The organism is Vreelandella titanicae (assembly GCF_014697095.1).
GTDB lineage: Bacteria > Pseudomonadota > Gammaproteobacteria > Pseudomonadales > Halomonadaceae > Vreelandella > Vreelandella titanicae.
This window is the reverse complement of sequence record NZ_CP059082.1, coordinates 2,197,857-2,219,608: the sequence shown is the minus strand read 5'-3', so window position 1 is coordinate 2,219,608 and position 21,752 is coordinate 2,197,857. Positions and strand designations below refer to the sequence as shown.

The following is a 21,752-nucleotide window of genomic DNA, read 5'->3' as shown; positions in this document are numbered from 1 at the left end:
CCGACGCACCTTTACTGCTGCGCGTTAGCACACGCCGCCACAGACGTAACCGGATACCCACATGAAAGATACGATAGTTTCTCTGCTCGAAGGCGCGATCACCGCGCTCAAGCACCAAGGCGTGCTGCCAAACGACCTTCAGCCCACCATCAAAGTGGATCCTACCAAAGACAAGGCCCACGGCGATTACGCCACCAACTTGGCGCTGATGTTAGCCAAGCCGGCAGGCAAAAATCCGCGTGAATTAGCCAACGCGCTGGTTGCAGCGCTACCCGAAAGCGACGCTATCCAAAAAACCGAGATTGCGGGCCCCGGCTTTATCAACTTTTTCGCCGCCGCCGATGCCGCAGCGCAAATCGTTGCCCAGGTACTCGACTGCGGCGACACCTTTGGCCGCAGCATGGTCGGCAAAGGCGAGAAAGTGCAGGTCGAGTTCGTTTCCGCCAACCCCACCGGCCCGCTGCACGTAGGTCACGGTCGGGGCGCAGCGATTGGCGACTGCCTATGCCGCCTTCTCGAAGCCACCGGTTTTGATGTCACCCGCGAGTTCTACTACAACGACGCTGGCGCCCAGATCGCCAACTTGGCGCGTTCGGTACAAGCGCGGGTGAAAGGCTTAGGCCCTGACGACGATAGCTGGCCCGAAGACGGCTATCGCGGCGAGTATATCGTCGATGTGGCCAACGACTACCTGGCAGGCAAAACGGTCAGTGCCGATGACCGCGAAGTCACTGCCAAAAAAGACCCGGATGATTTAGACGCCATTCAAGAGTTTGCCGTGGCGTGGCTGCGTCGCGAACAGGATCTGGATCTAAAAGCCTTCGGTGTGGAGTTTGACGTCTATTTCCTAGAGTCCTCACTCTATGAAGATGGCAAGGTGGACGCCACTGTTGAAAAACTGGTGAGCGCAGGCCACACCTATGAAGAAGATGGTGCCATGTGGCTACGCACCACCGACTTCGGTGATGACAAAGACCGCGTGATGCGCAAACGCGAGGGTGGCTACACCTACTTCCTGCCTGATGTGGCCTACCACCTGGACAAGTGGCAGCGCGGTTTCAAAACCGTGATCAACGAGCAGGGTGCCGACCACCACTCCACCGTCACCCGCGTACGCGCCGGTTTACAGGCACTGGAAGTAGGCATTCCCAAAGGCTGGCCCGACTACGTGCTCCACCAGATGGTCATGGTTACCCGCTCAGGCGTCGAGGTAAAACTCTCCAAGCGCGCCGGCAGCTATGTCACTGTGCGCGACTTGATCGACGAAGTGGGCCGCGACGCCACGCGCTTCTTCCTCGCCGCCCGCCGCGCCGACTCGCAGCTCACCTTTGATATCGACCTGGCCCGCTCCCAGTCGAATGACAACCCGGTCTACTACATCCAGTACGCCCACGCCCGGGTCTGCAGCATGCTGCGCAAAGCCCAGGATGCCGACCAGCCGTTTGATCACGCCTTGGCACTGGCCAACCTAGCGCTGCTGGACAGCGACCAGGAGAAAGCCGTACTTAACCGGCTAGCGCGCTTCCCTGAAGTAGTGGAAACCGCCGCCAGAAACCGCGAGCCACAGCAGGTTGCCCAGTATTTGCTCGACCTTTCCGGCGATTTCCACACCTGCTACAACGCCGTCAAAGTAATGGTCGAAGACGACACCCTGCGCAATACGCGCCTGGCACTAGGCCTCGCCACCCGTCAAGTGCTGCGCAACGGGCTTGACTTAATGGGGGTTAGCGCCCCAGAGGAGATGTAAGCAATGGCTAGCCCGCGCAAAAAGCCCGCCCCCCGCCGCGGAGCCACATCGCAGCGCAATTCCAAACGCAGCTCAGGCGGCGGCTTCCGCCTACCCGGCTGGCTGTGGGGCCTTGCCGGTATGGCGGCGGGCTTCTTTTTGGCTCAGCACCAGCACGGCACCGCCCCCTGGCAAGAGCAGAACGAAGCGCCTCAAGCCACGGTACTGCCCAAGCCCTCGGGTAGCGAAGAGCGCGCCGCCGCTCGGGAAACCGAGGAAGCCGCTGAACCGTCGATGCCGACGTTTGAATTTTATACCCTGCTGCCGGAAACCGAGGTCATTGCCCCCGGCGTCTCTCTGCCTTCAAGCGTTGTGCGCCCGGAGGCTCCCGAACCGACAGCCGATAGTGCTGCGGCCTCTGGCGCTGCAGGCGACGACCCCATCGCCCAGGTGATTGCCGCCAACACCCGACCTGAAGATCAGGTATCGGCGGCTCAGGAGAATGAAGCGGCCACCAATACCCCAGGGCGCTATATGCTTCAGGCGGCCTCGTTTCGTGAAGCCAGCGACGCCGAACAGTTGCGTGGCCGACTGCGCAATTTAAGCCTGCTGGCGGAAATCAGCGAAGTAAAGGCGGATGGCAATACCTGGCACCGGGTACAAGTGGGACCTTACGAGGACACCCGTGAGTTGAACCGGGCCCAGGATTTAATGAATACCCAAGGAATTGAGCCGCTGCTTATCCAACTGCAAAACTAATAATCCCTCCTGGATTACCCTGCGGGCGGTTGATTTTTTATCAGCCGCCCGCATTTTGTTGTGAACGCTTAAACAATGGTCGCTTATTGAGTGGCCTGCCAGTCATCGGGAGCTCGCCTCCCCCAAGGAGTTATCTCCATGACCACTATTGTCTCCGTTCGTCGTGGTAATCAGGTCGCCCTCGCTGGCGACGGCCAAGTATCGCTGGGCAATACCGTAATGAAAGGTAACGCCAGCAAAGTACGCCGCCTCTACCGCGGTAAGGTACTGGCCGGGTTTGCAGGTGGCACGGCGGATGCGTTCACGCTGTTTGAGCGCTTTGAAGCGCAGTTGGAAAAGTACCAGGGCCATTTGACCAAGGCAGCGGTTGAGCTTGCCAAAGATTGGCGCACTGACCGGGCGCTGCGCCGCCTGGAAGCGCTGCTCGCCGTTGCGGATCACAGCGCCTCGCTCATCATTACCGGTAACGGTGATGTAGTCGAACCCGAGCGCGGCATTATTGCCATTGGCTCTGGCGGCAACTTCGCCCAAGCCAGCGCCCGAGCGCTACTGGAAAATACCGAGCTGTCGGCGCGTGAAATCACCGAGAAGTCGCTTTCGATCGCTGGTGATATCTGTGTATTCACCAACCACCACGTGACCCTCGAAGAGCTGTCGATTGACGATCGCTAATCAACTCACGCGATCCCCAAGCGCCGCTCACTGCACACTAAGGTTACTTATATGACTCAGATGACACCCCGCGAAATTGTTCACGCTCTAGACCAGTACATTATTGGCCAGCAGGATGCCAAACGCGCCGTGGCAATTGCTTTGCGTAACCGCTGGCGCCGTATGCAGCTCGATGACGACCTGCGCCCAGAAGTCACTCCTAAAAATATTTTGATGATCGGCCCCACGGGTGTGGGTAAAACCGAGATTGCCCGCCGCCTGGCCAAACTGGCTAAAGCGCCGTTTATTAAAGTCGAGGCGACCAAGTTTACTGAAGTTGGTTATGTAGGCCGTGATGTAGAGTCGATTATCCGCGACTTAATGGAAGCGGCGATCAAGATGGTGCGCGAACAGGCCAAAGAAGAAGTTAGCCACCGCGCCGAAGATGCTGCAGAAGACCGCGTACTGGATGCCCTTCTGCCGCCGCCTCGAGGTCAGGAAGATAAACCCCGTGAAGACAGCGGCACCCGCCAGACCTTCCGCAAGAAGCTTCGCGAAGGGCAGTTGGACGATAAAGAGATCGATATCGAAATCTCTTCCCAGGGCCAAGGCATCGATATCATGACGCCACCAGGTATGGAAGAGATGACCAGCCAGCTGCAGAGCATGTTCTCCAACATGGGCCAGCAGAAGCGTGAAAACCGCCGCGTAACAGTCAAAGAGGCGCTGGTACTGCTGCGCGATGAAGAAGCGGGCAAGCTGGTCAACGAGGAAGAGATCAAATCCCGCGCGGTCTACTCGGTCGAGCAACACGGCATCGTATTCCTGGATGAGATCGATAAAGTCGCCAAGGGTAGCGGCCAGTCCAGCGGTGGCGAAGTCTCCCGTGAGGGCGTCCAACGAGACCTGCTGCCGCTGATAGAGGGTTCCACCGTCTCGACCAAGTACGGCATGGTTAAAACCGATCACATCCTGTTTATCGCCTCCGGTGCTTTCCACCTGTCGCGCCCATCGGATCTGATCCCTGAACTACAGGGCCGCTTGCCGATCCGGGTTGAGCTTGACGCGCTAACGCCCAACGACTTTAAGCGCATTCTCACCGAGCCCTCCGCCTCGCTGACCAAGCAGTACCAAGCGCTGCTGGCCACCGAAGGGCTGGACGTAGAGTTTACTCCCGACGGTATCGAGCGCATCGCTCAGATCTCCTGGCAGGTCAACGAAGGCACTGAAAATATCGGCGCCCGCCGCCTACACACAGTGATGGAGCGGCTATTGGAAGAAGCCTCTTTCCGAGGCGGCGATATGGAGAGCCCGCTGGTAATTGACGGCGACTATGTCAATGCTCAGCTTGGCGAACTGGCGGTCGACGAAGACCTGTCGCGGTATATTTTGTAAGCTGCGTCTGCTGTTATCATCAGCATTGGTATCGTCAGCAACAGCAAGCCCGCTCTTTGCGGGCTTGCTGCTATGTTCATAAGCCATGGACACTTAGCGATGAGGTTTCATCATGAATGCGCCCCCCCCCACTAGGGTTCACTACCATAAACAGGCCCGCGAGCTGGAGCTTGGCTACGCCAATGGGGAGAGTTTTCACCTCCCGGTTGAGTTTTTACGCGTCTATTCGCCTTCCGCCGAAGTGCGTGGCCACGGCGGCGACACCGCGGTACTGCAAGTGGGTAAAAAAGATGTCGGCCTGCAAAATATTACTCAGGCGGGCAACTATGCACTGAAACTGCACTTCGATGATGGCCATGACAGCGGGCTATTTAGCTGGAACTACCTGTATGACCTCGCGACCCACCAAGAAGCCTACTGGAACAACTACTTGCAGCGTTTAAAAGAGGCCGGTGCCTCGCGAGAGCCCGCCAGCATTCAATTCAAGCAACTGTGACTACCTGACTCATATCCTATACAAGAAGCCAGGCAGACAAGCCAGGGTGGACAAGGCTACAATGGCGTTAACTTTTAATCGCGTCGATCTCAGGGTCAAAAGACCTAAGGTCGATTTGCCATCGCCTCGAATTCGGGAGCTACTGCCCAATGAGCCCCACAGAAAAACGCACCACTGACTTTGGTTTTCAGGAAGTCCCAGTTGATGAAAAAGCTTCACGAGTGGCCGATGTTTTCCACTCCGTGGCTGCCCGCTACGATGTGATGAACGACCTGATGTCCATGGGCATCCACCGAGTCTGGAAGCGTCTTACCATTGAACGCGCAGGGGTTCGGCCTGGTCACCACGTGCTGGATATCGCGGGCGGCACAGGGGATTTAACGCTTAAGTTCTCCCGTTTGGTTGGCCCCCGGGGCAAAGTCGTACTTGCCGACATCAACGCCTCCATGCTCAAAGTGGGCCGCGACAAACTGATGGATAACGGTGTAGGCGGCAACGTCGAGTATGTTCAAGCCAATGCCGAAAGTCTGCCGTTTCCCGACAACAGCTTCGACTGCATCACCATTGCCTTTGGCCTACGTAACGTCACCGACAAAGACGCCGCGCTGCGCTCCATGGCCCGTGTGCTCAAGCCCGGTGGCCGTCTTTTGGTGCTGGAGTTCTCCAAACCCAACAACCCGCTGCTCTCCAAGGCCTACGATGAGTACTCTTTTCGCCTGCTGCCCAAAATGGGTGAACTGGTGGCGGGGGACGGCGACAGCTACCGCTACCTGGCGGAGTCGATTCGCATGCACCCAGATCAGGAAACGCTTAAAGCCATGATGGAAGAGGCGGGACTTGAGCGGGTTGAGTACACCAACCTGACCGGTGGTATCGTTGCGCTGCACCGCGGCATTAAGTTATGACATTTCAAAGCAGTACGACATTGCAAAACAGCATGACGTCCAAAAGCCAGACAACGTCCCTGCGGCCGATGACGCTATCTACCAAGAGGTCAGCATGCTGGTAACCCCGACCCTGCTGCTGGCCGGTTGTGAACGCACGCTCAACGCCCTGCTCGCCCGTGACCCGGCGGCCCCCGCACGGCTAGCGGCACTGGCGGGCAGCCGTCTACTGGTGCGCCTTGAGCAGCCTCACTTAGCGTTGGTCATTCACTACCATCACGCCGGGCTCGACCTGATGCGCGGCGATGACGTTGATGAAACCGACGTAGACGCAGTGGTAGAGCTCACTCCGGAAACGTTTTCCGAGTGGATCAGCGGCGCCTCGATTGAACGCCTTATGTTTGACGGCAAGCTGGCGGTGCGCGGGCGTATCCATCTGCTTGAAGCCACTCGAGACCTGCTCTTCGACCTGGACATCGACTGGGAGAGCGAGCTGGCCCGCTGGCTGGGCGATATGCCCGCCCACTCCCTGGCCGAGGGACTGCGCCGCGCTGCCCGCTGGGGGCTGCGTGCCAAAGACGAGCTGATGCAGGATGTTTCTGAATATGTCTTTGAAGAGGCACGCCTGCTGCCAGGGCGGCAGCAGCGTAGCCTACTGCGCGAGCATCTGACCGAGTTAGAGGTGGCGACCGATCGCCTGGAAGCGCGACTAAACCGCTTACAGCGACGTCTAGAACAGCTACAGCCTGCGCCACAGGAGTCGCGCCCATGAGCCTGCGTCTGCTGCGGATAAGCTGGGTGATCAGCCGCCACCGGCTTGACACACTGCTGCCGCTAGAGCGGCTGCCCTGGTGGCTCCGGGCACTGCTATGGTTTTCTCCGCTACGTTTGATCCCCGTTGGCAATCGCTCACGGGGCGAACGTCTGCGCTTGTCGCTGGAAGCACTGGGGCCGATTTTTATTAAGTTCGGCCAAATGCTCTCGACCCGTCGCGACCTGCTGCCAGCGGATATCGCCGATGAGCTGAAACGCCTGCAGGATCAAGTGCCGCCTTTTCCAGGTGATCAAGCCGCCGACCGGGTCGAGAAAGCGCTGGAAATGTCGTTGGAAGAGGCCTTTGCTGAGTTTGACCGAGTGCCATTGGCCTCGGCGTCGATTGCCCAGGTGCACGCGGCAAGACTGCACGGCGGTGAAGACGTGGTGGTGAAAATTATTCGCCCCGGCATTGATCGCGTGATGCGTCAGGATATGGCGCTGATGTACCAAGTCGCCAAGCTATTCTCCAAAATCCCCGAGGCGCGTCGCCTGCGTCCGGTGGAAGTCATTCGCGACTACGAAGCCACGCTGTTTGACGAGCTGGATCTCTACAAAGAGGCCGCCAACACCTCGCAGCTCAAGCGCAACTTCAAAGACTCACCGCTGCTGTTTGTGCCCACCATCTACTGGCCCTTCACTCGCCGCCATGTGATGGTACAGGAGCGCATTCGCGGCATTCCGGTCGCCGATTTAGATACCCTGGTTGCTCGTGGCACTAATTTGAAGAAGCTTGCAGAGCGCGGCGTCGAGCTGTTCTTTACTCAGGTATTCCGTGACAACTTCTTTCACGCGGATATGCACCCAGGCAATATTTTCGTCAACTGTGACAACCCCGAAGATCCCCAATACATTGCCATCGATTGCGGCATTGTCGGCAGCCTGACCCGGGAAGATCAGGACTACTTAGCGCGTAACCTACTGGCGTTTTTCCACCAGGACTATTATGAAGTCGCTGCGCTGCACATCGAATCCGGCTGGGTGGGCGAAAACACCCGCGCTAACGAATTCGCAGCGGCGATTCGCACCGTTTGTGAGCCCATTTTAGAGAAGCCGTTGAAAGATATCTCCTTCGGCCAGGTGCTATTGGGGCTGTTTCAAACCGCGCGGCGCTTTAATATGGAAGTACAGCCGCAGCTGGTACTGTTGCAGAAAACGCTGCTCAATATTGAAGGCCTGGGGCGCCAACTCTATCCGGATCTAGATCTGTGGAGTACCGCCAAGCCCTATTTAGAGCAGTGGATGAAAGAGCGTGCCGGGGTCAGCGGTTTATGGGAGTCGCTGAAGCGCCAGGCGCCGGAGCTTTCGCACCAGTTGCCCGAACTGCCCGTACTGGCTCACCAGGCGCTAAGCCGTATGGAGCACGAGCATCGCCAGCGCCACCAGCAAGTCGAATCGATCAACGACATGCGGGTGCAGATGGCGCGCCAGGGCAAACGCCTCTACCGCCTTCGGCTTGGCTTGATTCTGCTGGCGCTGGCACTGGCGTGGCAGCCATTAAGCGGTTGGATTGCACTTCAGGAGTGGCCGATACTAGCGGCCGCCGCCATTGGCCTACTGCTGCTGGTATGGCAATAGAGTGACGCACTAAACGTTTACGAGGATTCCCATGGACAGCAACGCATTATCGCCTAACAATTCGACTACCCATACTGATGTGCTGGATACGCTCAATGAGGTGCTAAAGCAGCGACGCCATGCAGCGGCAGAAGAATCTTATGTTGCCTCCTTGCATCATAAGGGTTTGAACAAGATACTCGAAAAGGTAGGCGAGGAAGCAACAGAAACAGTGCTTGCGGCAAAAGATGCCGAGCATGGTAGCGAGGCTGAACGCCAAGCATTGATTTCTGAAACCGCCGACCTGTGGTTTCATAGCCTGGTGATGCTGTCACACCTGGGGATGGATCATCAGGCCGTTTTAGACGAACTGGCACGGCGTTTCGGCATTTCCGGACACGAGGAAAAAGCCGCCCGCCAGCCATAGTTGCCACATAGGGCTGTCGCATAGTGGTAACGCGCGTACTGTAGTACTGCTCCTAGCCATAGGGCTCGTATTCATTGGCTCAGTGGTAAAAGAGATAGCGCTAAAATAGGTAGCACTCACTAAAATAGATAGCACTCAATCGATAGTTAACCTGCTCGCAAGAGGACACGCATATGTTAGGTGGTATTAGTATTTGGCAGTTGCTGATTGTGCTGGGCATCATCATTCTGGTTTTCGGCACCAAAAAACTGCGTAACGTGGGCACCGACCTAGGCGGGGCGGTCAAGGGCTTCAAGAAAGCCATGCACGACGAGGAGAAAAATAAAGAGGCGGACAAAGAGGACGCCGACCAACCCCATGCCAAAGTGAGCCATGAAGAGCCGGGCAACACTTACGACGTTCAAGCCGAAGAGAAACAGGCCGCCCACGACCGCAACGAAGAGCGCAAATAAACCATGCTGGATATCGGCTTTCTTGAACTGATGCTGATTGGCGTCGTCGGGCTGTTGGTGCTTGGCCCGGAGCGGCTGCCCCGCGCCGCCCGTACGACGGGCATGTGGATTGGTAAAATCAAGCGTACGGTATCCGGTATGCAGCGTGAAATCAGCGCCCAACTGGAAGCAGAAGAGCTGCGCCAAAAGCTCAATGAACAGCAAAAGAAGCTCGATGACAGCTTGAAGAAAGCGAAGCTGGACGTAGAGAGCATTGCCGATAGCCCGTCAGACGCTGCACCAGCGCAGCAGAGTGACACTGAGCAGCGCGTTGCCCAGGCCAGCTCTCGATTGGATGACGCCCTGCAAACGGTGCGAGAGGAAACGGTGCGTGAAGAAACACCTCCGTCATCATCTGCCTCGGCTGCGCCCACCCGCGAGGCCGAACCTGAAACGCCTAACCCTGAGTCGGCTGCACTTAATAAGGATCGTAATCACCAATGAGCATGTCTGGCGATTCAAAGGAGCCGCGGGAAGAGCAGAGCCAAGCCCCCCTGATTGAGCACCTGATCGAGCTGCGCTCACGGCTAATGCGCGCCGTGATCGTTATCCTGGTGGTCTTTTTGGGCCTCTACTCCTTTGCCAATGATATCTACACCTTTGTTGCCGAGCCGTTGATGGCGCTGCTGCCCGAAGGCTCGCAGATGATCGCTACGGAAGTCGCTTCGCCATTCTTAGCGCCGTTCAAGCTCACTCTGGTAGTCGCGGTATTTATCGCTATTCCGTTTGTGCTACACCAAGCCTGGGCGTTTATCGCCCCGGGGCTTTACGACAATGAGAAAGCGCTGGCGATTCCGATTCTGGTTTCGAGCATTGCGCTTTTCTACGGCGGCGCGGCGTTTGCCTATTACGTTGTTTTTCCGCTGCTGTTTGAGTTTTTCACCCAAACCGGGCCGGAAAACGTCGCCGTGATGACCGACATTAACCAATATCTGAACTTCGTTCTTAAGCTGTTCTTTGCCTTCGGTGTAGCGTTTGAGATTCCTATTGCGACCTTTTTGCTTATCTTATCTGGCGCTACGTCGGTGGAAAGCTTGTCTAAAAAGCGCCCGTATATCCTACTAGGCTGCTTTGTTGTCGGCATGCTGCTAACGCCCCCGGATGTGATTTCACAGAGCCTACTGGCGGTACCGATGTATCTGCTTTATGAAGTCGGGCTGTTGTTTGGTCGCCTGGTGCGCAAGCGCAAAGAGGAGAAAGAGACTGCCGAAGAGCAAGAAGCAGACCTCTAAGCACTGGGATCAACGTCCAGATATTTAAAAGCCGCCGCCATGATCAATGGCGGCGGCTTTTGTATCAGCACAGTGGCGAGCTTAATCCATCATTTCTGCAATGCGATCCACCAGTTTAAAAATACCAGTTGCGGCTTCGCTGATCCGCGTTGCCAGCATATAAGCGGGTGTGGTGACCACCCGGTGCTCAAAATCCACCACGATATCTTCTACGCTACAGGTGCGGTGTAGCCCACCCATGGCGCTTATCGCCCCGGAAACCGCCGGGTCATTGCCCACCGTTACCGCAATGCCCTCATCCAATAGGCGTGGCACAAGTACGGGGGAAATACACATCAAACCAATCGGCTTGGCCTCTTGGTGAAAGCCCGTCAGCGCCTCTTTTAGCGCTTCTAACACCTGCATATTGTCGCTGGCACTGGCAAAGTCCGAAAGGTTCTTGGCAACGCCAAAACCACCGGGCACAATCACTGCGTCAAAATCATTAGCCACTAATTCACTCAGTGGGCTGATCTCCCCTCGCGCCAAGCGAGCGGACTCCAGCAACACGTTACGCTGCTCGCCCTCCACTACTTCTTGGGTGAGGTGGTTAACCACATGGTGCTGCTCAATATCGGGGGCAAAACAGCGGTATCCAATGCCCAACTGATCCAAGCGCAGCAGGGTTAGCGTGGTCTCATATATTTCCGAGCCATCGTAAACGCCGCAGCCAGCTAAAATCACTGCCACCTGTTTGGTCATGCCTATCTCCTTATCCCAGGGTCTGCCGAACGCAATACAGCAAAGCTGTCGCTCACTTTAGTCAGTCTGCCGTGTCGCCACAAGACGGCTTTCGCCGCAGGGCATGGCTGATATACTGATTCCAGGCCTTCGGGCATGTTGATTTGCGATCCTTAATGTTCACGATCACTGATTTTTACGACCTCTAATGGAGAGCCCTCTTGAGTACACCCACTGCCCGCCACTTTCCCGCCACGCGCATGCGCCGTATGCGCCGCGACGATTTCTCACGCCGATTGATGCAGGAAAACAGCCTGAGTCCATCCGACCTGATTCTGCCCGTTTTTGTGTTGGAAGGTATCAATCAGCGCGAAGCCGTCGCCTCCATGCCCGGCGTTGAACGGCTGTCTATTGATCTGCTGATCGAGCAAGCTCGCGAAGCGTATGAACTGGGCATTCCAGCACTGGCACTCTTTCCTGTGGTTGGCTCCGAGCACAAGAGTGAGTTTGCTGAAGAGGCCTATAGCGCTAGCGGTTTAGTTCAGCGCAGCGTGCGTGCCCTTAAAGAAGCGCTACCCGAATTAGGCATTATCACGGACGTGGCGCTGGATCCTTATACCAGCCACGGTCAAGACGGCATTCTTGACGAACACGGCTATGTCCAGAATGACCGCACAGTGGATACCCTGCTCAAGCAGGCGCTCTCCCATGCCGAAGCGGGGGCCGATGTGGTCGCCCCTTCCGATATGATGGATGGCCGGATTGGTGCGATTCGCCAGGTGTTGGAGCAGGAACATTTACATAATGTGCGTATTATGGCCTACAGCGCCAAGTACGCCTCGCACTACTACGGGCCTTTTCGCGATGCGGTCGGTTCGGCTGCTAACTTGGGCAAAGCGGACAAGCGCACCTATCAAATGGATCCCGCTAACAGCGATGAAGCGCTCCACGAAGTGGCCATGGATATCGCCGAGGGCGCCGACATGGTGATGGTCAAGCCCGGCATGCCCTACCTAGATATCGTGCGGCGGGTAAAAAGCGAACTACAGGTACCCACCTTCGCCTACCAAGTCAGCGGCGAGTACGCCATGCACCGCGCGGCCTTCGACAACGGCTGGTTAGAAGCGGAGCCGGTAATACTGGAGTCGTTGATGTGTTTCAAACGGGCAGGCGCAGATGGCATTCTGACCTACTTCGCCCTAGATGCAGCGCGGTTACTTCAGCAACGCTAAGATGACAACCTGGTGACACCTTTTTGTCATCTTCTCCCCGCATACTGCACTGATATACAAGTATCAGGCTATGATACCTTCGAGCTATCAACGCGGGGAGATCCACTATGGACGAGCAAGCTTCAGATTCCTTACCACTGTCGTCTACCGATCACACCAGCAGCGACGGCGATACGCCGCTACGGATTAACCGTACCCCAACCGGCGTCCAGGCACGTGAAGCACAGCCTGAAACCGACCTCGACGATACCCAGCTCTACTTCAACCGCGAGCTGTCGCATCTACAGTTCAATATCCGCGTCTTGGAGCAGGCTTTAGATGACGCCCACCCACTGCTCAATCGGCTAATGTTCCTGCTGATCTTCTCCTCCAACATGGATGAGTTTTTCGAGATTCGAGTGGCGGGTTTGAAGCATCAAATTGCCCTGGGCGACGACACCACCGCCGCCGATGGCCGCCTGCCCAAAGCGGTGTTGGCGGAGATCTCGCAGCTTGCCCACGCGCAAATTGATCGCCAGTATCAGATACTCAACGACACTTTGTTACCCGCGCTGGAAACCCATGGGCTGCGTTTTCGTCGCCGCGATCAGTGGACTGATGAGCAGAAAGCCTGGGTTAAGGCGTTTTTCGATAATGAAATTATGCCGGTCATTAGCCCAATTGGGCTCGATCCCTCGCACCCCTTCCCGCGGTTAGTGAATAAAAGCCTCAACTTTATCGTTGAGCTGGAAGGCAAAGATGCGTTTGGTCGCGCCGGGGGGATGGCGATTCTTCCCGCGCCGCGCTCGCTACCGCGTCTGATGGCACTGCCCAAGGAGCTCTGCGAGGAGGGATTCTCGGAATATGTTTTCCTCTCTTCGATGATTCATGCCCATGCCGAGGAGCTGTTTCCTGGCATGAGCGTATGCGGCTGCTATCAATTCCGGCTGACCCGCAACGCGGATATGAGCGTTGACCCAGAGGAGGTTTCGGATCTCGCCTCTGCGCTGCGCGGTGAGCTGCTGGCACGCCGCTACGGCAGCGGTGTGCGCCTGGAAGTTGCCGACAGTTGCCCTGATGACTTGACCAACTTTTTACTGCGCCAGTTTGAACTGGAAAGTGACGACTTATATCGCGTCAAAGGGCCGGTTAATTTAACCCGTATGATGTCGGTACTGGGGGACGTGGATCGCCCCGAACTACTCTATCGGCCGTTTACCCCCAGCATTCCCAAAGCGCTCAAAGCGGGTAGCCTGTTTGAAGCCATCGCCAAGAACGACATTCTACTCCATCACCCTTTCCAGTCGTTTACGCCGATTGAAGACCTGCTGCGCGAAGCCGCCCGGGATCCAAATGTACTGGCAGTGAAGCAGACCCTTTACCGTACCGGCGCAGACTCGGCCATTGTTAACGCACTGGTGGAAGCGGCCAGCCAAGGCAAAGAAGTCACTGTGGTCATTGAACTGCGCGCGCGCTTTGATGAGGCCGACAACCTACAGCTGGCTTCACGCTTGCAAGAAGCGGGGGCAATCGTTGTCTACGGCATTATGGCGTACAAAACCCACGCCAAAATGCTGCACATCGTTCGTCGCGAAAAAGGTGAACTTTGCTACTACGCGCACCTGGGCACCGGTAACTATCACTCTAAAACCGCCAAGCTATATACCGACTACAGCCTGCTGACTGCCAACAAAGCGTTGTGTGCCGATGTTCATAAAGTGTTCCAACAGTTGTCTGGAATGGGCCGCGCACGCAAAATCGACACGCTGTTGCACGCGCCATTTACGCTGCATGAACGGTTGGTGGCAATGATCGATCGGGAAGCGCAGATAGCGCGTAAGGGTAAGCGCGGGCACATCATTATTAAGTGCAACTCGTTAACCGAGCCCAAGCTTATCAAAGCGCTCTACCGGGCCTCACAGGCGGGGGTAGAGTGCGATTTGATTATTCGCGGTATGTGCTGTTTGAAGCCAGGAGTACCGGGCGTTTCCGACAACATTCGCGTGCGCTCGATTATTGGCCGTCTGCTGGAGCATACCCGGGTATTCCACTTCCACAATGACGGCAAGTCGGAGACCTGGTGCTCAAGCGCGGACTTTATGGCGCGCAATATGTTCCACCGTGTAGAGACTTGCTTCCCGCTGCTGGATAAGAAGCTCGCCACCCGGGTACGCAAAGATCTGGAGACCTACCTGGTGGATAACTGCCAGAGCTGGCTGCTCCAGACCGACGGCAGCTACCTACTCCAGAATCCGGGCGACAGCGATGCCATTAGTGCCCAGGAAACCCTGCTCTACGCCTATGCATCAAAAAGCTAGGCATCGAAAAGTCAGCACTCCCCCGCTGCTTAGGGCAGCGGGAGGGATTCTGCCCTCTGCCCGTTTACGCATAGCGTTGGCGTAACACCTTAGCTGCTTCCACCATATTGGCCAGCGCTGGCTCTACTTCCGCCCAACCACGGGTTTTTAAGCCGCAGTCCGGGTTTACCCACAGCCGTTCGGCGGGGATTTTTTCCAGGGCTTTCTCCATCAAATCGACCATCCAGCTCACCTCGGGAATATTGGGGGTGTGGATATCGTAAACCCCTGGGCCGATTTCATTGGGATAAGCGAAGTCCTGGAAGGCATCCAGCAGGTGCATATCCGAACGCGACGTTTCAATGGTGATGACATCGGCATCAAGTGCTGCAATCGCGCCAATGATGTCGTTGAATTCCGAGTAGCACATATGGGTATGAATCTGGGTGGTGTTGGCCACACCTGCAGCGCTTAGCTGGAAGCTCTCTACCGCCCAATCAAGGTATGATTGCCACTCATCTTGGCGCAGCGGTAACCCTTCGCGTAGCGCTGGCTCATCGATTTGAATAATTTTGATCCCGGCTTTTTCCAGATCCAACACCTCATCGCGCAGTGCCAAAGCAATCTGGCGGCAGGTGGTTTCCCGCGGCTGGTCATCACGCACAAACGACCACTGTAAAATCGTCACCGGCCCTGTCAACATGCCCTTCATGGGCTTATCGGTCAGGGTTTGGGCGTACTCGCTCCAGCGCACCGTCATCGGGGCGGGGCGCGATACGTCACCGAAGATCACCGGCGGCTTCACGCAGCGTGAACCGTAACTTTGTACCCAGCCAAAACGGGTAAACGCAAAGCCTTCCAACTGCTCGCCGAAGTACTCCACCATATCGTTACGTTCGGCTTCGCCATGCACTGGCACATCGATCCCCAGCGCCTGCTGGCGTTCAACGGCGTAGGCAATTTCAACCTGCATACGGGCTTCGTAGTCGGCCAACGCCAGCTCACCAGCCTTAAAAGCGCGCCGGGCGGCACGAATCGCATCGGTTTGCGGGAAAGAACCAATCGTCGTGGTGGGGAATAGCGGCAGCTTAAGCGCGCGACGCTGAGCCTCAGAACGCACTCCATAAAGCGCCCGGCGCTGGCTATCGACGGGGCTAACCGCCGCCAAACGCTCACTGACCTCAGCTTGGTGGATACGCGTTGATTCACGCCGGGCATCCAGCGCCCGTGTGGCCTGATCCAGTCGCTGCTCATCGGCAGGCGTGGCGCGGTTATCGATCAAGCGCGCCAAGGTGACCACCTCGTCAAGTTTCTGCCGCGCGAAAGCCAGCCAGCTGATCAGCTCATCACCAAGCTCCGTCTCCTGGGCCAAATCCACCGGCACATGCAGCAGCGAGCAGCTGGGTGCCAACCAAAGCCGCTGCCCCAGGCGCACTTTCAACGGCAGCAGGCGTTCTCGCAAGGCAGCCAAATCGGCCCGCCAGATATTGCGACCATCGACAAACCCCACCGATAGCACCTGATGGGGGCCAAGGCGGTCAATCACACCCTCGACTTGCTGGGGGGCGCGCACGGCATCAATGTGCAACCCTGCCACGGGCAAACGGGTCGCCAATGATAGGTTATCGCCCAAGCCGCCGAAGTAAGTGGCTAGCAATAGTTTTAGCGGCGCAGACTGAAGGCGATGATAGGCACGCTCATAGGCCTGCTGCCATGCCAGCGGCAGATCCTGCACCAGCGCAGGCTCATCCAGTTGCACCCACTCAATGCCTTGGGTGGCAAGCCGCGCTAATATTTCGCTATACACGTCGAGTGCGCTGTCGAGCAGCGTCAGGCGGTCAAAATCACCGCCCTTGGTTTTGCCAAGCCATAGCCAAGTCAGCGGCCCCGTCAGCGTTACTTTCGGGGTAAAACCCGCACGTAACGCTTCATCCACTTCGTCAAACAGCCGGTTGGATGCCAGAGTAAAGGTTTGCCCTTCGTGCAGTTCGGGGACGAGGTAGTGGTAGTTGGTATCGAAGTATTTGGTCATTTCACAGGCTGCGGCGGGCTCACCGCTGGGGGCTCTACCGCGGGCCATACGAAAGGTGGTGTCGAGATCGATATCGCCACCTGCCACTTCATTATTGGCGTTAAAGCGGGCAGGCACCGCTCCCAGCGCCACTGAAACGTTCAACACTTGGTCGTAAAATGCGAAATCGCCCACGCTAACGAAATCCAAACCCACGTCCTGCTGCGCCTGCCAGTGACGTAAGCGCAACGCACGGCCGGTGCTTTCCAGCTCGCTACGCGTACACTCGCCTCTCCAGTATGCTTCAGTGGCTTTTTTTAGCTCGCGCTGAGCGCCGATGCGGGGATAGCCGAGAATATGAGAAACTGTCATGATGAACCCTACCAACGTGAAATAATTCACACAGTCTGGGCACCAGCCCTTGATGAATCAAACTAAAGTTTCTAATAGCAAAGATGAAAAACACTCACGATGATTGAGCCACTACATGATTGAGTTACGACACCTACGCACGCTGCTGGCTCTGCGCGAAACCGGCTCCCTGGTCGATGCTGCCGATCGCGTGCATTTGACCCAATCGGCGCTTTCGCACCAGCTTAAAGATCTTGAGAGCCGCGTGGACAGCGCGCTTTTTGTGCGTAAAACCCGCCCGGTGGAATTCACCCGCGCGGGGCTGCGGCTGCTCGCCCTAGCCGACCAGGTACTGCCTGAAGTACGCAAGGCGGAGCGTGATTTGGCGCGCCTGGCAGGCACCGAGCAGGGGCGTTTGCATATGGCCATTGAGTGCCACAGCTGCTTTCAGTGGCTAATGCCCACAGTGGACTATTTTCGCGATCACTGGCCGGAAGTGGAAATCGACATTCCCAGTGGACACCACTTTGACCCGCTTCCGGCGCTTGCCCGAGAGCAGCTGGATCTGGTGATCACCGCTGACCCCCAGCCCCTTGAGGGCATTCACTACGCCCCGCTGTTTCGCTATGAAGGGTTACTGGCCGTCGCCCGCCAGCACCCTTTTGCTGGCCGGGGGTTTATAGAGCCCCAGGCACTGGCTGAGGAAACGTTGATTACCTACCCCGTTGAGCAGTCGCGATTGGATATTTTCACCCAGTTTTTGCAACCGGCGAACGTGCGTCCTCAGGAGATTCGTACCGCCGAATTGACGATTATGATGATGCAGCTGGTGGCCAGCGGGCGTGGCGTGTGTGCACTACCCAACTGGGCACTCACCGAGTATTTAGAGCGCGATTACGTTAGCGCGGTGAAGCTAGGCGAGCATGGGGTATGGAGCACGCTGTATGCGGCGATTCGCGAAGAGACCCGCGAAGCGCCATGGATGCAGGATTTTTTACGCACGGCGCGGGAGACCTCCTTTGCAGTGCTATCCGGGGTCAAGCCTGCGGATCGCGACGCGGAACCAGCAGCGTAAAGCGCGCGCCGCCCAAAGAGGGACTGGTATCGATGGTCACGCTACCACCGTGCCCGGCCATGATTTTCTGCACAATCGAAAGCCCTAACCCGTAGCCACCAGAGCTGCGAGCACGGCTATCGTCCAGACGGGCAAACGGCTTGAAAATATCCGCCCGCGCTTCCGGCGGAATGCCGGGGCCGTCGTCTTCAACGTCAATACGCACCAGATTGGGTTCATCCCAGAGGTGAATCATCACCTGGGACTTAGCATGGCGGCAGGCGTTGCCGACTAAATTCTGCACCGCACGCTGAAGATAGCGCGGCTCCGCCAGCAGCTCGATTTCAGGACCAGGCGCAAGCGCCAACGCTAAGCCCCTATGCAGCGGCGACAGCGTATCAATCACCCGTTCCGCCATGGCCCGACACTCTACCAGCGCCGTTTCAAGCTCAGCGCCATTAACCGTTTCTCCACCCAGTCGTGCATAGGTGAGAATTTCATCAACTAACTCATCGAGCTCGGCAATGTCCGCATCGATCCCCTGAAGCTGGCGGCGAATGGCGGGTTGGTCGGTCATATCCTCGACCATCTGCACGGCAAAGCGAATACGCGCGACCGGGGTGCGCAGCTCGTGGGAAACCGCCCGAATCATCTCCTGTTGACCGCGCAGCAGGCTCTGCACCTGATTGGCCATGCCATTAAAGGCCATCCCCAGGCGGCCTAAAAAATCACCGCTCTCTACCTTTACCCGGGTTTCCAGGCGGCCACTGGCAATCCGCGTGGCAGCCAGCTCCAGCCGCGCCATGCGGGCTTCGATACTGCGCATAATCAAATAAATAATCAGGCTGAGAACGATCATCAGCCCCATCAAAAGGGGTAAGTGCAAATTCAGCGGTAAGGTGTCGCCGCGGGAAATAGGCCCCGCTTGCAGCCATTGTGACTCGCCTGGCAACTGATAGAGCAGTGTAATTGAAAGCTTATCAGAAACGAGTTGGGTGATGACGTTGCCCCTGGCCAGCTGAGCCTGCTGCGCCGCCGTTAGTCCCGCAGGCAACGAAGGCAAAAGCTGCAACGGCCAACTCCCTGGGCGCAATTGGGCAATGCGGCCATCACGCTCTTCCGCGGGCGCTGCCGCGAGCCACCCACCAAGCAACTCAATGCTGCCATGCCACTGGTGCTCACTCCAGTCATCGAGTCGTGCTTGCAGCAGCCAGGTGTCGCCGGGCAAACGCTGTTGCAGTAGCCAGGGGCTTTCAGCGACCAGTATTTTGCCCTGCTCCAGGCGCGACCGTTCGAAAAATCCCAAATCCGCATCGCCGATAGGCTGCAGGGTCAGCTGTAAATCAAGCTGTTCCGAAAAATGCTCAAGCAGAGCATTTCGCTGTTCAACCGGTGCGTCGGCGAGCTGTTGCGTCATCAACGACATAGGCAGCGCGGCGAGCTGCTCACGATAGTCTTCACGGCGCACCTGTTCGATAAAGGAGCGCCCCGCTAAGGCGATCACAAAAACCACTAATAGCGCGATGCCCAACAGCAAATAGAAGCGTAAAAACGAGCCGTTACTGAGCACCCGCCGCATGATGCCATCCCTCTGAATGATCAACTGTCTTTGACGAAAAGATAACCTTTGCTGCGCACGGTTTTGATCCGGTGAGGCTGATTCGGATCATCGCCAATTTTGGGTCGAATGCGCGATACGCGTACATCAATCGAGCGGTCTTGGCCGTCGTACTTAATGCCCCGTAAGTCGCTGAATATCTCTTCGCGGGTGAGTACTCGGCCAGCGTTACGGCCCAGTAACCAAAGTAGGTCAAACTCAGCGCTGGTTAAGTCAATTCGCTCGCCTGAAAGCCAGGCTTCACGAGTGGCGTTATCGATCTCCAGGTTTTCAAAACGCAGCCGCATTTCGCCGTCTGGTGCCGGCCCGTCGGCACGGCGCAGCAGCGCGCGCATACGCGCCAATAGCACCCGCGGTTGAACCGGCTTCGGCACGTAGTCGTCGGCGCCCATTTCGAGCCCCAAGACCTGATCAAGATCATCGGTGCGAGCGGTCAGCATCATGATCGGGCCGGCAAAATTGGGTCTAACACGACGACAAATCGCCAGGCCGTCCTCCCCCGGCAGCATTAAGTCTAAAATCACCAGATCGGGCTGTAGGGTTAAAATACGGTCGACCCCTTTCGCACCGTCAGCTTCCAGCGTTACTTGGAAGCCGTTCGCTTCCAAGTAATCACGGGTCAGCTCGGCTAAACGCTGGTCATCCTCAATGATCAGGACATGATCTTGATCAGGATAGTCAGGCATTACAGACTCTTGCGACTCAAGCGCCTGAAATTGCTGTTCCAAATGATCTACCATCCTCTTTATGCACTCCGCTTAGGCTGTTTATTTTTTCACCCGCTCACCCAATACCAACGCAGGCGCCCTATGATTGGCACTCAGGATAACTCAAAACTATCAAAACACCCGCTTCTGTCGTTACAATCATGCGCATTGATCGGTAGACAAGGCCCGATACTTGATTCTCGCACCTGCGGAAGCTACTGTTAAGGCGCGAACTGTCGACAATTTGACAGGAGGAACCTGCCATGGGAAGTAGCAAAACGAAAAGTGTCATTAAGCGTGTTTACGTTCCAGCCCAAGTGCGCGACCTGCCCAATGGGGAGAAGTTAAAAATCCCAGGGCATTACAAGGCGCCGCCAGGGGAAGAAAACGACACCATTGAGTAATGTTTGGTTAAGTACATCTATTGCTAAAGCATACTTAAAAAGGCAGACCACCAGTGGCCTGCCTTTTTTTACTTAGCTACTTTTTTACAACTACTTTTTTCGACTACACATTTTGACGCAATTGCACGAGGCGGGCTTTTCAACAACTTTGCTTTTCAGCGGCTACCCTTTGGGCCCAAACAGAAACCATGCAATTAAGCCGACTAACGGGAAAAACAGCAGCACCAGGATCCATATCAGCTTAGCAAGACCACCCGCGCCGCTTTTGGCTACTTTCACAATGGCCCAGATCACAATGATGAGCCAAATTAGCCCTAATAAACCACCTACTTCAATGCCCATAGCAACTCCTTAGCATGTTGGCACTCGTATTAATTTAGACAATCATATCAGTGGCACATTCACAAGCCGAACTCACTGCTCGGGAAGGCTCAACACCATCTCACCCGACTGTATTTCAATCGACAATAAATTTAAAAAGCTCATGCCGAGTAGAACGGTGTCACGCTCCATGCCGGGGCTGATAGACCCCTGCACATTCTGCACTTTTAGACCGCCCAGAGAAACCTCATCGAGTTCGGTTAAAGTACCTTCAACTCGACCATTGGCGGTATTGAACCAAGCGCGGCGTCCCGGTTTTAGGCCTAACTCGCTAGCCAAATCGACCGGTATGGCGACATAGGTGGCGCCAGTATCGAGCAAAAAGGTCACCGGCGTGCCGTTGATGCGTCCCGGCGCTTCAAAGTGCCCTGCCCGGTTACGTTTTAAGGTAACCGGCTCACCTGCAGGTAGCGTATGCACAATATTCGCGTTCGGGCGCATCATCTCTTCGAGACCACCGTGAATCCACCAAGTGCCCACCGCCATTAACAGCACCCAAAACAGCAGCATCATAACGATACCACCGCGTTGCGCTGTTTGACCTGCCAGGTGCGTTGCCATGCTCCA

The 21,752-nt window shown here is 56.5% G+C and carries 22 protein-coding genes; 16 read left to right on the top strand and 6 right to left on the bottom strand.

Translation table 11 applies throughout. The annotated features are described in order from the left end of the window. Positions 1–61 precede the first annotated feature (61 nt). The 12 genes from argS to tatC all read left to right on the top strand — a co-directional run bounded on the left by argS (position 62) and on the right by tatC (position 10,431). Positions 62–1,747 carry an arginine--tRNA ligase gene (gene argS, locus HZS52_RS10190; protein ID WP_009287439.1) on the top strand — a complete coding sequence of 562 codons (1,686 nt, stop codon included), beginning with the start codon at positions 62–64 and terminating at the stop codon, positions 1,745–1,747. Between the two features lie 3 nt (positions 1,748–1,750). Further along, positions 1,751–2,485 (top strand): SPOR domain-containing protein, encoded by a 735-nt coding sequence (locus HZS52_RS10185; protein ID WP_190374682.1) that lies wholly within the window; start codon positions 1,751–1,753, stop codon positions 2,483–2,485. A 138-nt stretch (positions 2,486–2,623) separates the two neighbouring features. Then, positions 2,624–3,157, top strand: a complete 534-nt coding sequence (hslV, locus tag HZS52_RS10180; RefSeq protein WP_007113850.1) for an ATP-dependent protease subunit HslV — start codon at positions 2,624–2,626, stop codon at positions 3,155–3,157. Positions 3,158–3,208: 51 nt separating this feature from the next. Further along, positions 3,209–4,531, top strand: a complete 1,323-nt coding sequence (hslU, locus tag HZS52_RS10175; RefSeq protein WP_009287441.1) for an ATP-dependent protease ATPase subunit HslU — start codon at positions 3,209–3,211, stop codon at positions 4,529–4,531. A 112-nt stretch (positions 4,532–4,643) separates the two neighbouring features. Next, positions 4,644–5,027, top strand: coding sequence for a gamma-butyrobetaine hydroxylase family protein (locus HZS52_RS10170; RefSeq protein WP_190374681.1), 384 nt, complete (start codon positions 4,644–4,646; stop codon positions 5,025–5,027). 149 nt (positions 5,028–5,176) lie between these two features. Continuing rightward, the gene (gene ubiE, locus HZS52_RS10165; protein WP_009287442.1) at positions 5,177–5,932 is read left to right on the top strand and encodes a bifunctional demethylmenaquinone methyltransferase/2-methoxy-6-polyprenyl-1,4-benzoquinol methylase UbiE; all 756 of its coding nucleotides are present in this window, start codon (positions 5,177–5,179) and stop codon (positions 5,930–5,932) included. 94 nt (positions 5,933–6,026) lie between these two features. Then, positions 6,027–6,683 carry a ubiquinone biosynthesis accessory factor UbiJ gene (locus HZS52_RS10160; RefSeq protein ID WP_190374680.1) on the top strand — a complete coding sequence of 219 codons (657 nt, stop codon included), beginning with the start codon at positions 6,027–6,029 and terminating at the stop codon, positions 6,681–6,683. Beyond that, on the top strand, positions 6,680–8,302 hold the full coding sequence (gene ubiB, locus HZS52_RS10155; RefSeq protein WP_190374679.1) for a ubiquinone biosynthesis regulatory protein kinase UbiB: 1,623 nt from the start codon (positions 6,680–6,682) through the stop codon (positions 8,300–8,302). The genes HZS52_RS10160 and ubiB overlap by 4 nt, the downstream gene beginning before the upstream one ends. 31 nt (positions 8,303–8,333) lie before the next feature. Further along, positions 8,334–8,708 carry a phosphoribosyl-ATP diphosphatase gene (locus tag HZS52_RS10150; protein ID WP_022522100.1) on the top strand — a complete coding sequence of 125 codons (375 nt, stop codon included), beginning with the start codon at positions 8,334–8,336 and terminating at the stop codon, positions 8,706–8,708. A 173-nt stretch (positions 8,709–8,881) separates the two neighbouring features. Then, positions 8,882–9,160, top strand: a complete 279-nt coding sequence (gene tatA / locus HZS52_RS10145; protein ID WP_022522099.1) for a Sec-independent protein translocase subunit TatA — start codon at positions 8,882–8,884, stop codon at positions 9,158–9,160. Positions 9,161–9,163: 3 nt separating this feature from the next. Next, positions 9,164–9,643: a Sec-independent protein translocase protein TatB gene (tatB, locus tag HZS52_RS10140; protein WP_190374678.1), complete on the top strand. Its 480-nt coding sequence runs from the start codon at positions 9,164–9,166 to the stop codon at positions 9,641–9,643. Further along, on the top strand, positions 9,640–10,431 hold the full coding sequence (gene tatC / locus HZS52_RS10135) for a twin-arginine translocase subunit TatC (protein WP_009287443.1): 792 nt from the start codon (positions 9,640–9,642) through the stop codon (positions 10,429–10,431). Before tatB ends, tatC begins: the two co-directional genes overlap by 4 nt. A gap of 81 nt (positions 10,432–10,512) precedes the next feature. On the opposite strand, the gene elbB is transcribed toward tatC, so the two are convergent. Further along, a complete protein-coding gene (gene elbB / locus HZS52_RS10130) occupies positions 10,513–11,172 on the bottom strand; it encodes an isoprenoid biosynthesis glyoxalase ElbB (protein WP_009287444.1) in 660 nt (219 codons plus the stop codon). A gap of 200 nt (positions 11,173–11,372) precedes the next feature. Between elbB and hemB the strand changes: the two genes are divergently transcribed. Both hemB and ppk1 read left to right on the top strand, forming a co-directional pair. Then, entirely contained in the window at positions 11,373–12,383 is a 1,011-nt protein-coding gene (gene hemB, locus HZS52_RS10125) for a porphobilinogen synthase (protein ID WP_022522097.1), read from the top strand. Between the two features lie 107 nt (positions 12,384–12,490). Next, positions 12,491–14,680, top strand: coding sequence for a polyphosphate kinase 1 (gene ppk1, locus HZS52_RS10120; RefSeq protein WP_190374677.1), 2,190 nt, complete (start codon positions 12,491–12,493; stop codon positions 14,678–14,680). 64 nt (positions 14,681–14,744) lie between these two features. Here the strand turns inward: ppk1 and metE are convergent, their stop codons facing one another. Then, positions 14,745–17,042, bottom strand: a complete 2,298-nt coding sequence (gene metE / locus HZS52_RS10115) for a 5-methyltetrahydropteroyltriglutamate--homocysteine S-methyltransferase (RefSeq protein WP_159177299.1) — start codon at positions 17,040–17,042, stop codon at positions 14,745–14,747. Positions 17,043–17,157: 115 nt separating this feature from the next. Here metE and HZS52_RS10110 point away from each other — a divergent pair, with 115 nt between their 5' ends. Continuing rightward, positions 17,158–18,096: a LysR family transcriptional regulator gene (locus HZS52_RS10110; protein ID WP_022522094.1), complete on the top strand. Its 939-nt coding sequence runs from the start codon at positions 17,158–17,160 to the stop codon at positions 18,094–18,096. Here HZS52_RS10110 and HZS52_RS10105 read toward each other — a convergent pair. Continuing rightward, positions 18,059–19,654, bottom strand: a complete 1,596-nt coding sequence (locus HZS52_RS10105) for an ATP-binding protein (RefSeq protein ID WP_027958637.1) — start codon at positions 19,652–19,654, stop codon at positions 18,059–18,061. The genes HZS52_RS10110 and HZS52_RS10105 overlap by 38 nt on opposite strands. A gap of 20 nt (positions 19,655–19,674) precedes the next feature. Then, on the bottom strand, positions 19,675–20,433 hold the full coding sequence (locus HZS52_RS10100; protein ID WP_007113866.1) for a winged helix-turn-helix domain-containing protein: 759 nt from the start codon (positions 20,431–20,433) through the stop codon (positions 19,675–19,677). Positions 20,434–20,663: 230 nt separating this feature from the next. On the opposite strand from HZS52_RS10100, the gene HZS52_RS10095 reads away from it, so the two are divergent. Then, on the top strand, positions 20,664–20,804 hold the full coding sequence (locus tag HZS52_RS10095) for a hypothetical protein (RefSeq protein WP_162836279.1): 141 nt from the start codon (positions 20,664–20,666) through the stop codon (positions 20,802–20,804). 162 nt (positions 20,805–20,966) lie between these two features. Here the strand turns inward: HZS52_RS10095 and HZS52_RS10090 are convergent, their stop codons facing one another. After that, positions 20,967–21,146 carry a PLDc N-terminal domain-containing protein gene (locus HZS52_RS10090; protein WP_022522092.1) on the bottom strand — a complete coding sequence of 60 codons (180 nt, stop codon included), beginning with the start codon at positions 21,144–21,146 and terminating at the stop codon, positions 20,967–20,969. A gap of 72 nt (positions 21,147–21,218) precedes the next feature. Continuing rightward, a complete protein-coding gene (locus HZS52_RS10085) occupies positions 21,219–21,746 on the bottom strand; it encodes a retropepsin-like aspartic protease family protein (RefSeq protein WP_022522091.1) in 528 nt (175 codons plus the stop codon). Positions 21,747–21,752 lie beyond the last annotated feature (6 nt).